Source organism: Afifella aestuarii, assembly GCF_004023665.1.
Classification (GTDB): domain Bacteria; phylum Pseudomonadota; class Alphaproteobacteria; order Rhizobiales; family Afifellaceae; genus Afifella; species Afifella aestuarii.
This window is the reverse complement of sequence record NZ_SAUF01000002.1, coordinates 785,227-798,353: the sequence shown is the minus strand read 5'-3', so window position 1 is coordinate 798,353 and position 13,127 is coordinate 785,227. Positions and strand designations below refer to the sequence as shown.

Genomic DNA, 13,127 nt, shown 5'->3' with positions numbered 1-13,127 from the left:
CGACACATTTTGCGACTAGACTAACACCTGTCACGTAACAGGTCTCAGGATACTCGCGGCATAGGCTTTGTTCGGCCACGTACGATGTTAGCCACAATGAATGCCGTGATGATCGACAGGCCGACGGCGGGGCTCCACGTCCAGGCATAGACAGGGGAAAAACCCTGGATGGCAAAAGTGACGAGAGACATCGAGGCCATAGGAGCGCGGCTGTTCGCCCGGGGCGACCCGAAAGAGGATCGCCGTGACGCGATCCGCCTGCACATCGTCCTCCGTGGCCAGCAGACCCAACTCGTCACCAGAAGCGGCTTCGCTTGGCATGAGGAAACCGTTCGCCTCCCGCTCACCGAAGGCATGCAGGGAATTCAGAATGGCAGCTTTACGGCAGGACATCGAGGCAATTCCGGCCTCTGAGCCGACACCCTTCAACCCCACCCTCGGAAAGCCTCGTGCAGAGGCCCTGCCACCGGCGGTCGAGACAGGCCAGCGGGCTTCGCCAGACATCGCCGGCGCCACCGCCTATGGCTTCCGCACCGTGTGGATCAACCGCTCCGGCCAGGCCGACGAATACCACGACCTCCCCGCCGCCGCCGTCCTGCCGGATTTGAAGGCGTTGCTACGGGTGTGAGGCGCGCGAGATGACAACCCGCGCCCTTTCGCTTTTCCAGAAGCATTGAGGCGGCAAGGTCGTCACATCCCGGCGGCGATGCGCCCACGGCGAACGTTCAAACGGTCCAGGCGGCTCCTTCGAAGCGGACGCTCCCCGTCGCATGGCGACATCGTGGAAGGGTGGAACCCAGCCAGGCAGCTTTCCGGCGTTGAAGTAGAATAGCCGCCCTTTCAATCACGGCTTCTCCACAACTACGAAGCTCCAACGGATATCGGCGCAGCCCAGCATGTCTGTATTCCTATATCCTCATCCATGAAGGGGTATTTGGGGTAGAGCGAACAGGACGCCATGAAGCAACAAACCACATTCACCATTACGGAAGGCGATCTCACGCAGGCTATGCGCCTGCACGCATTCGGGAACTATCGCCAGTCGAAGACGATCGCAAAACTTGCGGCGATCTGGGTTGGAACCGTCATCGTGCTCATGCTGCTCACCTATGCCGATTGGCGCACTTGGCTCGATGGAGTCATCGCCGCTGCCGCTTCCGCGTCGCTCGCCAGCTTCGTCATGGGAGCGGTGCTCTTCGGTATTCCGCTGATGCTCGGACCGCGCATCATCCGAAAGCGACTGGAACAGGAAAAGCTGCTCGCCGAACCGGGCACCGCGTCCTGGGACGATGAGTTCTATACGGTCACGCAGGAGAACGCGCACAGTCGGTACGCTTGGCGGGATTACGTGTTCCTCAGGGAGGACAAGAACGTCTTTATTTTCGCAACCTCGCGCTTCAACTACCAAGTCCTTCCAAAGCGGGCGTTGACGCCCGAGCAGATTGCGGACCTCAGACGCATTGTGAAGCGAAGCGTTGATCGATCGTAAGCCAGCGATAGCTTCTTGTGCCGGAGCTCGGTTCAGAGCTGGTGACGGATCAAGTTCATGCACCGAAACATGCGCAAACGCCTTCTCGAACTGGGATGTTTCCTTGCCTTGACAGGCGCAGCGGTCGCCGAGCCGAAAATCGATGAAGCCGGAGTGCCCTTTCCGCCGGTCCGCTGGACGGACGAAGAGGCCGAGGCGCAGGGATGGAAGCGCGCGGATATCGACCTTGGGGCTACCAGCTTCAACTATGAGACCTATCTGCCCGAAGACGCCAGCATTCGGACCGCTCCCCTCGACGGGCCGAATTCCGAAGGGTTCGGTCATGTCAGTGTCGTGGCGAAATACGCTCTCGATTTCCCCTACGGCGCGATCGATGGCACGGTCACGGCGTTTCAGCTTCGCGATACGGGGGCTGCGAACCGCCTCTGCAAGGCATTTCTATCCGCTAAAGAGTACAGGACGCTGATCGCCGATACCAATCGCGACCAGACGCACGCGCAGCTGCTGTCCGCCACATTCGACGAAAAGGACAGACCCCAACAGGGCTTCTTCGCGGACTGCCGCACGCGCGGGCACGACATGATCATCCATTCCTTCGAGTTTCCTCTGGCACCGGCGAGCGAGCCCGCTGATCTCAATGCGCGTGTCGATGCCGCGCTCGATGTCGCCCTGCCGATCGTTTCCAATCTCGACTTCGACGACGGCCGACCGGACGGTTACGGCGACGCAGCCACATGGATCGACGTGCTGATCGGAGATGCGCCGACAAAACTGCCCGTCCCGAGCCCGCTGAAGGTGGTCTTCAACGACTTCGAAAAGCCTGGTGCCGCGAGAGAACTCTATCTTCTTGACCAAAGGGACGGAGGCGTCCGCGCTTTGGTGTGGCTTGCCGTTTTCGATACGCCTAAGGGGCCGATTCCGCTGGATGCGGGGGTGGAGATGGCGCAGCGTCAACTGATGGGGCAATCCGAGGGTTTGCCAAGGCCGAAACTGCAATCGCGTGAGCCGATCAACCTCTCTAGCGATGGCACCTTGAAGGGCGAAGCCTTTCGCTTCGCCGTCACCAATTCCAAAGGCGAGGGTGCCGGAACACTCAAAGGCAAGACGTTCTGGAACAACGGACGCTTGTTCGTCGTGAGCTACTATTCGAATATCGCCGAGGAAGAAGGCCGCCCTTTAAGCATGATCGTCACGCGCCTACCCGGCCAAAGCGCTTACGATCTCGTGCAAAGCGCGGTACTCGCGGAGCAGTGAGGAACCAGGCCGGCACTCATACGCGCCGTCCGGCAGAGGGTAAGCCAAGCCGATGACCTCCACGCCCGTCCTGCTTGCCGCCCTGTTGTTGCTTTCGCTTCTCGTCCCGCTCTACGACTTGCCGAAACGCGCCTTCTGGTGGGCGCTTTTGAGCCAGTGCATCCTGTGTCTTCTTTGGGGTGCTCTCGGATGGGGCATCGTCGCCCCGGCCTTATGGTCGCCAAGCGTCCGCTGCAGCGATCTTGGCGCCTTGTTCGATGGGTCCTGCGGCTTCGCCGACATGGCAAACGAGATCCTTGCGACACTCGCGACGATGGTGCTCCTGACGGCCGTCTGCGGCTTCGCCCTGCGCACCGCGATCAAGGGCACACACCGAGAATTCATCCGCCGGTTCCGCGAGCCCGGCGGCCCGATGCGCGTCGTCCTGGTTTTCGCATTGCTCGGCCCGCCGATCGCCGCCATGCTTTTTGTCGCGCTGATGCTTCCCCTGCCGAATTCGGCGTTCGACATCACCGCGACGATCGCGATCGCCATCGCCCTGGCCTATCGCTTCGCCTTCATATCGATGCTGTGCAGCGGCGCTGTGGTCGCCGTCGTGGCCGGCAGGACCGGAAGCGTCTGGCTGCGTGCCATGGCGGCAATCGGGCCGGCGATGCTCATCACCTTCCTTGACGCAACCTATGTCGGCTCGCCCCAAAGCGGCGAGCATTCCTTCGTTCCATTCCTTTATGCAGGCTTCGCGGCGGCATCGGCCCTGCTGTGCCTCGCCCTTGCCCGGCCGGCCCTATCTCTCGGCGGAACGGCGACGTGGGATGAAAGCCGTCATTCGTAAGAACGTCGATTAACGGCAGTTATTCGGTAGGGCCGTCATTCGGTGAGGCGGTCATCCGCCGCGCCTTTTCTGAACACCGCAGCGAACACTGTCAAAAATGCGCCCTCCCGGTCCCGTCGCACTGGCGTCTACGATGCAGGATTGGCAGGGTTAAGACTGCCGTGACCGCACCGATTGCCATAAACGCGAAGGTCGGAGATTGCATCGGCGGAGGGTTGTTCCACGTCAACCCGACCGGGATGGGCGTTATAGCCCCGATCAGAAGCGCGAAGGCAACACGGTGCCACAGGCCAACGATCCGTGGCAGAAAACGTCCCAATATCGCCCCGGTCAACATCGCTGGCAGCAGTCCAATGAGATAGGAACCACCCGGCACCACAAGGAGCCACATCAACACGGACCTCGGCTCCACAGAGGATGCGGCGCCTGAAAAGCCGTGCCTCAGGATGGCGACGAGGGCGGTATAGAGCGAGAAGACAATCGGCACCATGGGCGGTCCGATGAGCCCCGTCCAAAGCGCTTTTTCGAGGACTGTTTTCCACGAAGGGACACAGCGCTTATCGGAATCTTGGCTGGTCATCGCATCGTTTATATCCGGCGCAGGGGCCGATTGAAATTCACCCAGGCAGATATCGGCGGAAGCGCAGATGTCGAAAAACTCGACGTATGTCGCACTGCTTTTGCTGAGTGTGGTGGCTGGCCGTCGAGACGTCTTCCAGCAAGCGGGTAACGCCATGCGCACGGCGAAGCAAAGCTTCCAGATAGTCAAAGGGTGACGGCTGAGAGCCTTCAAACCCACCCTCGGAAAGCCTCGCGCAGAGGCCCTGCCACCGGCGGCCGAGACAGCCCGGCTGGCTTCGTCAGACATCGCCGGCGCCACCGCCTATGGCTTCCGCACCGTGTGGATCAACCGCTCCGGCCAGGCCGACGAAGACCACGACCTCCCCGCCGCCGCCGTCCTGCCGGATTTGAAGGCGCAGTCTCCTTTCGGCCCATTGCGGCAGTCTATTCGAATAGCAACAGAAAGCCGCCACGGCATCCACCGCACTCTACGCCCTCTCACCCGACGGCCCTCAAACCACACCCTCGGCAAGCCTTATACAGAGGCCATGGCACTGGCAGCCGACACAGGCCCGGCAAACACCCACCCGAGCGCAACACACAAAATCATGAGCGCGAGAGTCTTGTTTTCTCCAATATGTCCGAATAGGCAGGCGCCACGTTCCCCGGTGCACAATGGACCCGAACATGCCGAACAGGATTCTGCTCTCGCTCGCCGTTCTCATGGCCGCCTTCAGCACATCGGTTCGCGCCGAGCCGACGAGCTATCCCCTCACGATCGAAAATTGCGGCCGGGAAATCACCTTCGACAAGGCGCCGGAGCGCGCCGTCGCGCTCGGGCAGAACACCGCCGAAATCATGCTCCTCCTCGGGCTGAAGGACCGCATGGCCGCCACCGCCTTCTGGCCGAACGAGGTGCTGCCGGAGCTGCGGGCCGCGAAGGACGAGGTCGATGTCCTGACCGTCGAATTTCCGACGCTTGAATCGGTCCTGTCGAAGCAGCCGGATTTCGTCGCCGCGATGCTGACGACGCTGATGGGGCCGGACAGCAAGGTCGCCAGGCGCGACGATTTCGAACGCCTCGGCATCCCGACCTATCTTGCGCCCAGCGCCTGTTCGACGACGCTTGACGCCAACGACGCCTATGGCAGCCGCGACGCGCTGTGGACCATGGATCTCCTCTATCAGGAGATCGACGATCTGGCGCGGATCTTCGACGTCGCCGATCGCGGCGAGGCCCTCATCGCCGATCTGAAGGCGCGCGAGGCGGCGTTGCGTGCCGAATTCTCCGGTCCCGCAAACCCGACCTTCGTCTTCTGGTTCTCCAGCCCCTCGCCCGCGGACGATGCCTATCTCGGCGGCGGCAACGGCCCCTCGGGTTATATCGCCGATCTCCTCGGCGGCTCGAATGCGATCGAGACGGAAGCCGACTGGCCGACGCTTGGATGGGAAGGCATCATGGCCGCCGATCCGACCGTCATCGTGGCCTCGCAGGTGGACCGCAAGCGCTGGGCGCTCGACGCGGCCGACGCGAAGATCGCCTATCTGACCTCCGATCCGACCGTCAGCCAGATGGAGGCGGTCAAAAAAGGCCGGATCGTCGTCATGAGGGGCGCGGCCATGAATCCGAGCATCCAGACCCTCTACGGCGCCGAAGAGGTCGCCAAGCAATTGCGGACGCTCGACCTCAAGTGATGACGTCAGCGACATTGCAAGAGACATCGCCACGAGCAGCGCCAGAGACTGAGGAAGAGGCTCCGGCAGAGATCGCGGAAGACGGGGCGGGCTGGCTCCCCCTCTTCCTCGCGGCCATGCTCGTGGCGCTCGCCTTCGTCGTCGCCCTGGCGACGACGATCGGCGACTTCAGGATCGGGCTCGGGACGGTGGTTCTGGCGATCACCAATGGTCTCGGGCTCACCGGCGCAGACATTCCGCCCATTCAGGAATCCGTCGTCTGGGATCTGCGGCTCAGCCGCGCGCTGGTGGCGGCCTTCTCCGGGGCAGGTCTCGCGCTCTGCGGCGCCATCCTGCAAGCGCTCCTGCGCAACCCGCTTGCCGAACCTTTCGTGCTCGGCGTCTCCGCGGGCGCCTCGACCGGCGCCGTCTGCGTCATCGTTCTCGGTATCGGGGCCGGCAGCCTCTCCCTGTCGATGGGCGCTTTTGCCGGCGCCTTTGCGGCCTTCGCCCTCGTCGCGCTTCTCTCCAACGGCGCCACCAGCGGCCCGAACCATACGATCCTCGCCGGCGTCGCGGCGGCGCAGCTCTTCAACGCCCTCACCTCCTACATCGTGACGACATCGGGCAACGCCCAGCAGGCGCGCGACGTGATGTTCTGGCTTCTCGGCAGTTTCGGCGGCGTGCGCTGGCCGGATTTTCAGCTTCTCACCCTCGTCATCGCGCTCGGCCTCGCCGTCTGCCTTTGGATGGCCCGCTCGCTCGATGCCTTCACCTTCGGCGACGAGGATGCGGCGGCGCTCGGCGTGCCCGTGGCGCGCATCCGTCTCGTCCTCTTCGCGGTAACGGCGCTGATCACGGCGACGATCGTCAGCATGGTCGGCGCGATCGGCTTCGTCGGCCTCGTCGTTCCCCATGCGGCGCGCTACATCGTCGGCCCGCTGCATCTGCGCCTTCTGCCGGCCTCGGCCGCGCTCGGCGCCGTCTTCATGGTGCTCGCCGATATCGCCTCGCGCGTCGTCGCCACACAGCAGACGGTGCCGATCGGCGTCGTGACGGCGCTCGTCGGCGTGCCGTTCTTCGCCATCATCCTCTATCGCGCGCGGCCCGCTACATGACGTGCATGACGATCCGCGCCGACAATCTGACCTGGGGCGTCGGACGAAAAACCATCGTGCGCGATGTCTCCCTGCACGTCGAAAAGAACGAGACGCTCGGGCTCATCGGTCCGAACGGCTCGGGCAAATCCTCGCTCCTGCGGCTTCTCGCCGGGCTGAAGCGGCCGCGCTCGGGACAAGTCGAAATCGAGGGGCGCGAGATCGGAAACCTGTCGCGCCGCGCTCTCGCGCGCCAGCTCGCCTTCGTTCAGCAGAGCGCCGCATCGGACACCAATCTCAGCGTGCGCGACGTGGTGAAGCTCGGGCGCACGCCGCATCGCTCGGCCCTTTCCGGCTGGTCGCCCGCCGACGAGGCCGCCGTCGCCGCCGCCATCGCGCGCGTCGACATGGTCGAGCGTCGCGCCCAGCCCTGGCAGACGCTGTCGGGCGGCGAGCGCCAGCGCGTCCACATCGCCCGCGCGCTGGCGCAATCGCCGACGATCATGTTCCTCGACGAGCCGACCAACCATCTCGACATCCACCACCAGATCGAGATCCTGCGCATGGTGCGCGATCTCGACCTCACCAGCGTCGTGGCGCTGCACGATCTCAATCTCGCGTCCATGTTCTGCGACCGCATCGCCGTCATTGCGGGCGGCGCGCTCGTCGCCTGCGACCTGCCGTCGAACGTCCTGACCGAACCCCTGTTGCGCGACGTCTTCCGCATCAAGGCGGAGGTGAGCCCCGCCGACGACACCGGTCGCCCCCATATCCGCTTTCGCAGCGAATGAGCGGTTTGGCAGGCTCGCACGATATTCTAACGCCTCCCACGCGAGCACCGGCCACTCATCGGACAAAGAGTGCTATTTAATATCCACTCCCGATGCCTGAAATCTTTCGAGAGGGCCTGAAATCTTTCGAGAGGGATTGCCAGTTTCTGACCCGCCTCGCGCGCCGATAGCAGCTTGTACGGCTCCGGGCACGTGCCGGGCCCTGCGGCCCGGGCCGAGCTTTCAGGCGCGGAATTGGGATAGCGTTTCCATAAGCACCGTCTGCCGGCGAACGTGGCGGTCGAGAAAGTCGCTGAAGCTCGGGAATGTCTGATACACGACCCCGTTCTCGATCATCGCGTCCCACCAATCGTCACTGGAGACACCATCAAGGCTCTGGAACGGCAGTTCCTCCCGCATCCCCTCCTCGAGATCTTCCTCGAAAAGGCCCGTCATGAGCCCGGACACGTCGTGGTCGATCTTCATCACCGTGCCGGCGTGCTTGCCGCTCGGCACCTGGACGGCTGGATTGCCGCCCCCATCGTCGCCCAGGAGATAGCCGTAAGGGTAGAGCCTCAGATCGTAGAACTGAAGCCGAGGGTCGGCCCGCACGGGCTCTGGCTGATTGAGGCGCGGATCGGGCGTACCGATGCCTAAGATGTCGGTGAGGTCCTCGAATTGAAGCTCGTCCGGCAGGCTTTCTTCCGCCTTGTTCAGCGCCTCGACCCACTCTTCGATCGGTTGCCAGTCCGCCCCGCGGAAGAAGACCAGCCGAAGCGCGTTGCGGGTCGAAAGGAACTCCCGGTAGTCGTCGCAAAAGCGCATCCTTGCCGCCTCCTCGAATGCGCTGATTTCAGCTTCGCTCGCGCCGGGGAACGTACGCTCAGAGCCGACCCGGGCGCGGTCGTGGGCGTAGACGGTGGTGGTTGCCGTCAGCCTCTCGCTCGGGTTTTGGGCCTCAACGGTGAGGGTGATACGGTCGCCTTCGGCGAGCTCGGGCTGATGGCCCCAAAAATACGCGCTTCCGCGCGGCGGAAGCGATACATTGCTTCTGGCGATCTCGCCGAAGCGCGCTGAAACAAGAGAGAGCGCAAGTTCGCGTGTCGTTTCGCCACGATTGTGGATTCTCGCGCAGACTGGCTGGCCGCTCATCAGGTAGCACACGGATTGCGGCTCATAAATCAGGACCGTCATCTCCCCGTGGCGCATCACGCCTTCGGCGAACTGGGCAATCGTCAGCATCGGTCTGGCCTCATCTCATTGAACTCCCGTCGCGGTTCGTGATCTATCAACGTAGGGTCCGTCCGGAAGGTCCGCCAAGGGCTCGATGCAGCTATTCGCTGCGATCTCGGGAGAGGGTCGCAAGGGCCCGGCAGACGACATCGGCAAAGGACGGTGAGCCGGCTGCGATCCCGTGCATCCGCGCCGCGCCGGGCCATGCCAGCCCGCTTCCGGCCCAATCGCGACAAACTCCCCGATCGCGCGGACAGGTTGTCAGCGGTCCTACGGATCACGGTCGCCGGACGGCAGGATCGCGTCCATTTTCGTCGGCTGCAGCGACATGTCATGTTTTCTTGAAACCGCCAGACTCCGCACTCTGGCGTGACGTGTCGATCGCCCCGCGCGTTGATCAGGCTCAGCACCTCGATCCGGCCGCCGCCTGTCCGCTCAAACAGGACGGGCTCCAGCGGATGGTGACACAGGGCCAAAACGCGTGGGTCACGCCGGGAGTATGGTCTGCGTCAACCGGGAGGTAGAGAGTGCTGTTACGCAAGATTTTCATAGCCGCCGCCGTTTTCGCAGTGGTCGCGGTGATCGGGATCCTGGGCATCTACCGGTCCGTCGATTCCATGCCGATCGGCACGGGCGAAATGCGGAGCTCGCCGGACGGACGTTTCCAGGCATCCGTCATGAGCTTCTCCGAAAAGAGCTTTTTCACCGGCGCATCCAGGCATTGGTTCGAGATCGGGGTGAGCGGGCCCGATGTGCTCTACGAGTTCACGAGCCTGCCCCTGCCGGGACCGCCCTTCGGATCGCGCGAGCACCATTCCGTCATATTCTGGAAATCGGACTCGTCCTCCGTCCGTTTCGACTTTCCGACGGTGAAACTTGAAATCAGCACACAAAGCTAGGACGCCGACGTCTCGCACATCGCTCCAGATCGGGAATGCTGCGCGCCTGGTCGCGGCCATGACGCCGTCGGCTCGACTCCAAACCCTCTTTCACCGCCCCGCAAACGCTGCCGCCGCGTACCCCCCGCAAGGCCGTGCCGCACGCACCCACCTCCCCCTTGTGGGGAGGTCGACGCGCCATCCGGCGCGTCGGGTGGGGGTCGCCGGATTCGTTCCAACCACCCAGCGCCGGTTTCCTAAGCGGACCCCCACCCCTAACCCCTCCCCACAAGGGGGAGGGGAACGTCCGTGCCCCCTCTCAAACCCATGCCCACTTTGAAATCTGCGGCCCCCGCAACGCCCCCTTCGACGCCCGCTTCTTCAGCAAGGCCGCACCGCTCACGCCCGCCCCCTCAGCCGGTCGAGATGCTGCCGGAGTACAGCCGCAAAGGCCGCGACCTTATCGGAGCGGAAGGCGCTCGGTGCGGTCAGGAGATGGATCGCGCGCTCGCCCGCCCTGTCGCGCGCCCTGTCGCGCACCGTGAAATCGTCGAGCACGGTGACGAGATCGCCGCGGGCGAGATGCGGTTTTAGAAAGATATCGGGCGCACGGATCAGCCCGTGCCCGGCGATCGCCTGGCGGATCGTCGCCGAGGCGCTGTTGACGGCAAGCCGCCCCGCCACCTCCACCACCTTCTCTTTCTTGCCGTCGCAAAAACGCCAGCGCCGCGGCGGATCGTCGTTCAGATCGAAGATCGCCTGGTGATCGGCGAGATCCTCGGGACGGCGCGGCGTGCCATGCGCTTTAAGATAAGCGGGGCTTGCCGCAATCTGCGACGTGATCGTCCCGATGCGCGCCATCCTGTAGCTTGAATCCCGCGGCACGCTGATGCGCACCGCAAGGTCGAACCCGCCCGCTACGAGATCCGTCATCTCGTCCGACAAAACGAGGTCGACGCGCATGCCGGGATAGGTCTCGATGAACGTCTGGGCGGCGTCCGCCAGGCACAATTCACCGAAGGTCGTGCCGGAGGTGATGCGCAGCCGCCCGGCAAGCTCGGTGTCGCTGTCGATCAGCGCCGCATCCGCCGCCTCCAGCGAATCCAGAACGTTTCGCGCATAGGGCAGCCAGCGCTCGCCATCCTCCGTCAGCGAGACGGAGCGGGTCGTGCGGTAGAGAAGCGCGCGCCCGAGCCTTTCTTCGAGCGCGGCGACATATTTGCTGACAAGCTTGTTGGAGATGCCGAGCCGCTCTCCGGCCGTCGTGAAGGAGCCCGTCTCGACCACGGCGACAAAGCTTCGGATCCCGTCCGCATAATCCATATTGTCTACGATACGGCGACAGTCATTCGCCCATCAAGCCCGTTATCGCGACAGACCGCCCGCCCTAAATTCCGTCCATGAACGCGCACCGAGCACGCGCCCCCAGCCTCCACCCTTTCCCGGCGCGCCCTTCCCCGGCGCGCCCCAAGGAGATGTTTCATGGCGACCAGCAACGCCCCGCTTTCGATCGACCATATCGCCCTCACCGTCCGCGATCTCGACACGGTCGGCGATTTCTATGAGCGCGTCATAGGGCTTGAAAAAATCGCCGGCGACGGCGAAAGCCGCCTCCTCGGCGCGGGCGACCGGCCGCTGATCGAGCTCCGCCGCGACGCGAAGGCGCGGTCCCTCCCCTTCGAGGCCGGCCTCTTCCACACGGCCTTCCTCGTCCCCCATCGCGACGATCTCGGCCGCTGGCTGCGGCATTTCGCAGAGGCCGGCGGACGGCTCGACGGCGCCTCCGACCATCTCGTCTCCGAGGCCGTCTATCTCCGGGACCCCGAAGGCAACGGCATCGAGATCTACGCCGACCGGCCCCGCACCGACTGGAGGTGGAACGGCCAGATGGTGGCGATGGACACGCGGCCGCTCGACATCCAAAGCCTCCTCCAGGCGCCCGGCCGCTGGTCCGGCGCGCCCGACAGCACCGTCATCGGCCATGTGCATCTGCAGGTCGGCGATGTCGGCGACGCGGAAGCCTTTTATCGCGGCGCGCTCGGCTTCGATCTCTCCGCGACGCTTCCCGCCGCGCGCTTCTTTGCAACCGGCGGCTACCACCATCACATCGGCACCAATGTCTGGAACAGCCGCGGCGCCGGCCCGCGCAGCCCGGATGCGGCCGGCCTCAGCGAACTCGTCCTCGCCGCCACCCCGGAGGCAGCCGCCCGCCTCGGCGCCAAAAGCTTCCCCGACCGCTCTTTCACCGACCGCTCTTTCACCGACCCCTGGGGCAACCGCATCGCCATCCACCCCCGCCCCGCAAACGCCGCCGCCGCATAACCCCGCCAGGCCGCGCCGCGCGCTCCCACCTCCCCCTTGTGGGGAGGTCGGCGCGCCGTCCGGCGCGTCGGGTGGGGGTCGCCGAGGCCCCGTCAGATCTCAGACGTTGTTTCTTCCAGCGGACCCCCACCCCTAACCCCTCCCCACAAGGGGGAGGGGGACGGCCGTGCCCCCTCTAAAATCTGGGCCCGCTCTCAAATCCAGGCACGCAGATCCATTCCCGCCGTCCTCGCGCCCCAACGCCGCTCCACCCTCCTCGCCGCCCATTTCTCCAGCAAGGCCACGCCGCACGCTCCCACCTCCCCCTTGTGGGGAGGTCGACGCGCCGTCCGGCGCGGCGGGTGGGGGTCGCCGCGGCCCCGTCAGGCCGCAGCGTCCGTTCTCATCTCACCCGCCGCCCGTTCACGACGTCGCGTCGTCATCCGCGGGAATGAAGCGCAAAACGCCGGCGAGGCGCGACGGCCGACCGGTGTCGGAGGGATGCTCGACGCCGTCCGTGACCGGCACCTCGGCGAAATCGAACGGGCTCAGCCCCTGAAGACACGCGACGTTGACGCCGTACTGAAGCGGGTCGGAGCGCCGCTGATGGTGCGTGTAGATCCCGCAGCGCGAACAGAAAAAATGCTCCGCCGTGCCGGTATTGAACCGGTAGCGCGTCAAAAACGCCTCGCCCTCGACGATCCTGACGCCGCCCGTCACCGCCGAGACGGCGACCGCACCGCGCATCCGGCAAAAAGAGCAGGTGCACCGCCGCGCCGTCGCAAGATCATCGACAAGCTCCGCCTCAAAACGCACCGCCCCACAATGACACTGCCCGCTCCGTATCACCCGCTCCGACGCCATGATCTGATCTCCAAAAGTTGTGTTTCGGCGCGAGGTTTGAGGCTGAAAGCGGCCACAGCGCGGCGAGGTCCTTGCGAAGCGGGTGAGCCAGAAACGTAGCCCATGCTCTCCCTCACCATTGTGGGGGAGGCCGACGCTCGGCCGGGAGCGGCGGATGGGGTGAGCGAGGTCTGC

14 protein-coding genes are annotated in these 13,127 nt (G+C 64.4%); 10 read left to right on the top strand and 4 right to left on the bottom strand.

The window, feature by feature from the left end:
- Positions 1-168: 168 nt before the first annotated feature.
- From EO094_RS18465 to EO094_RS12085, 5 genes are all read left to right on the top strand, one after another.
- Positions 169-414 carry a hypothetical protein gene (locus EO094_RS18465; protein ID WP_164879649.1) on the top strand — a complete coding sequence of 82 codons (246 nt, stop codon included), beginning with the start codon at positions 169-171 and terminating at the stop codon, positions 412-414.
- Positions 371-628 carry an HAD family hydrolase gene (locus EO094_RS18970; RefSeq protein ID WP_205649900.1) on the top strand — a complete coding sequence of 86 codons (258 nt, stop codon included), beginning with the start codon at positions 371-373 and terminating at the stop codon, positions 626-628. The genes EO094_RS18465 and EO094_RS18970 overlap by 44 nt, the downstream gene beginning before the upstream one ends.
- Before the next feature lie 330 nt (positions 629-958).
- Positions 959-1,489, top strand: coding sequence for a YcxB family protein (locus EO094_RS12095; RefSeq protein ID WP_128292531.1), 531 nt, complete (start codon positions 959-961; stop codon positions 1,487-1,489).
- Between the two features lie 108 nt (positions 1,490-1,597).
- Positions 1,598-2,743, top strand: coding sequence for a hypothetical protein (locus EO094_RS12090; RefSeq protein WP_128292530.1), 1,146 nt, complete (start codon positions 1,598-1,600; stop codon positions 2,741-2,743).
- A gap of 52 nt (positions 2,744-2,795) precedes the next feature.
- Positions 2,796-3,575, top strand: a complete 780-nt coding sequence (locus EO094_RS12085; protein ID WP_128292529.1) for a hypothetical protein — start codon at positions 2,796-2,798, stop codon at positions 3,573-3,575.
- Between the two features lie 91 nt (positions 3,576-3,666).
- On the opposite strand, the gene EO094_RS12080 is transcribed toward EO094_RS12085, so the two are convergent.
- Positions 3,667-4,368 (bottom strand): hypothetical protein, encoded by a 702-nt coding sequence (locus EO094_RS12080; RefSeq protein WP_128292528.1) that lies wholly within the window; start codon positions 4,366-4,368, stop codon positions 3,667-3,669.
- A 491-nt stretch (positions 4,369-4,859) separates the two neighbouring features.
- On the opposite strand from EO094_RS12080, the gene EO094_RS18730 reads away from it, so the two are divergent.
- The 3 genes from EO094_RS18730 to EO094_RS12060 all read left to right on the top strand — a co-directional run bounded on the left by EO094_RS18730 (position 4,860) and on the right by EO094_RS12060 (position 7,698).
- Entirely contained in the window at positions 4,860-5,831 is a 972-nt protein-coding gene (locus EO094_RS18730; RefSeq protein WP_246008527.1) for an ABC transporter substrate-binding protein, read from the top strand.
- Positions 5,832-5,947: 116 nt separating this feature from the next.
- Complete coding sequence (locus EO094_RS12065; protein WP_128293338.1) at positions 5,948-6,928, top strand: FecCD family ABC transporter permease; 981 nt, start codon at positions 5,948-5,950, stop codon at positions 6,926-6,928.
- A 5-nt stretch (positions 6,929-6,933) separates the two neighbouring features.
- Entirely contained in the window at positions 6,934-7,698 is a 765-nt protein-coding gene (locus EO094_RS12060) for an ABC transporter ATP-binding protein (RefSeq protein ID WP_128292526.1), read from the top strand.
- Positions 7,699-7,920: 222 nt separating this feature from the next.
- Here EO094_RS12060 and EO094_RS12055 read toward each other — a convergent pair whose 3' ends face one another.
- Entirely contained in the window at positions 7,921-8,919 is a 999-nt protein-coding gene (locus EO094_RS12055; RefSeq protein WP_128292525.1) for an SMI1/KNR4 family protein, read from the bottom strand.
- A gap of 518 nt (positions 8,920-9,437) precedes the next feature.
- Between EO094_RS12055 and EO094_RS12050 the strand changes: the two genes are divergently transcribed.
- Entirely contained in the window at positions 9,438-9,809 is a 372-nt protein-coding gene (locus tag EO094_RS12050) for a hypothetical protein (RefSeq protein ID WP_128292524.1), read from the top strand.
- A 378-nt stretch (positions 9,810-10,187) separates the two neighbouring features.
- Here EO094_RS12050 and EO094_RS12045 read toward each other — a convergent pair whose 3' ends face one another.
- Complete coding sequence (locus tag EO094_RS12045; RefSeq protein WP_128292523.1) at positions 10,188-11,111, bottom strand: LysR family transcriptional regulator; 924 nt, start codon at positions 11,109-11,111, stop codon at positions 10,188-10,190.
- A gap of 159 nt (positions 11,112-11,270) precedes the next feature.
- Here EO094_RS12045 and EO094_RS12040 point away from each other — a divergent pair, with 159 nt between their 5' ends.
- Entirely contained in the window at positions 11,271-12,110 is an 840-nt protein-coding gene (locus EO094_RS12040) for a VOC family protein (RefSeq protein WP_128292522.1), read from the top strand.
- Positions 12,111-12,512: 402 nt separating this feature from the next.
- Here EO094_RS12040 and EO094_RS12035 read toward each other — a convergent pair whose 3' ends face one another.
- Positions 12,513-12,953, bottom strand: coding sequence for a GFA family protein (locus EO094_RS12035; protein ID WP_128292521.1), 441 nt, complete (start codon positions 12,951-12,953; stop codon positions 12,513-12,515).
- Between the last annotated feature and the right edge of the window lie 174 nt (positions 12,954-13,127).

Coding starts and splice junctions, on each gene's coding strand:
- EO094_RS18465 (WP_164879649.1), top strand. CDS start 169: ATGGCAAAAGTGACGAGAGACATCGAGGCCATAGGAGCGCGGCTGTTC.
- EO094_RS18970 (WP_205649900.1), top strand. CDS start 371: ATGGCAGCTTTACGGCAGGACATCGAGGCAATTCCGGCCTCTGAGCCG.
- EO094_RS12095 (WP_128292531.1), top strand. CDS start 959: ATGAAGCAACAAACCACATTCACCATTACGGAAGGCGATCTCACGCAG.
- EO094_RS12085 (WP_128292529.1), top strand. CDS start 2,796: ATGACCTCCACGCCCGTCCTGCTTGCCGCCCTGTTGTTGCTTTCGCTT.
- EO094_RS18730 (WP_246008527.1), top strand. CDS start 4,860: ATGGCCGCCTTCAGCACATCGGTTCGCGCCGAGCCGACGAGCTATCCC.
- EO094_RS12065 (WP_128293338.1), top strand. CDS start 5,948: ATGCTCGTGGCGCTCGCCTTCGTCGTCGCCCTGGCGACGACGATCGGC.
- EO094_RS12060 (WP_128292526.1), top strand. CDS start 6,934: ATGACGATCCGCGCCGACAATCTGACCTGGGGCGTCGGACGAAAAACC.
- EO094_RS12055 (WP_128292525.1), bottom strand. CDS start 8,919: ATGCTGACGATTGCCCAGTTCGCCGAAGGCGTGATGCGCCACGGGGAG.
- EO094_RS12045 (WP_128292523.1), bottom strand. CDS start 11,111: ATGGATTATGCGGACGGGATCCGAAGCTTTGTCGCCGTGGTCGAGACG.
- EO094_RS12040 (WP_128292522.1), top strand. CDS start 11,271: ATGGCGACCAGCAACGCCCCGCTTTCGATCGACCATATCGCCCTCACC.
- EO094_RS12035 (WP_128292521.1), bottom strand. CDS start 12,953: ATGGCGTCGGAGCGGGTGATACGGAGCGGGCAGTGTCATTGTGGGGCG.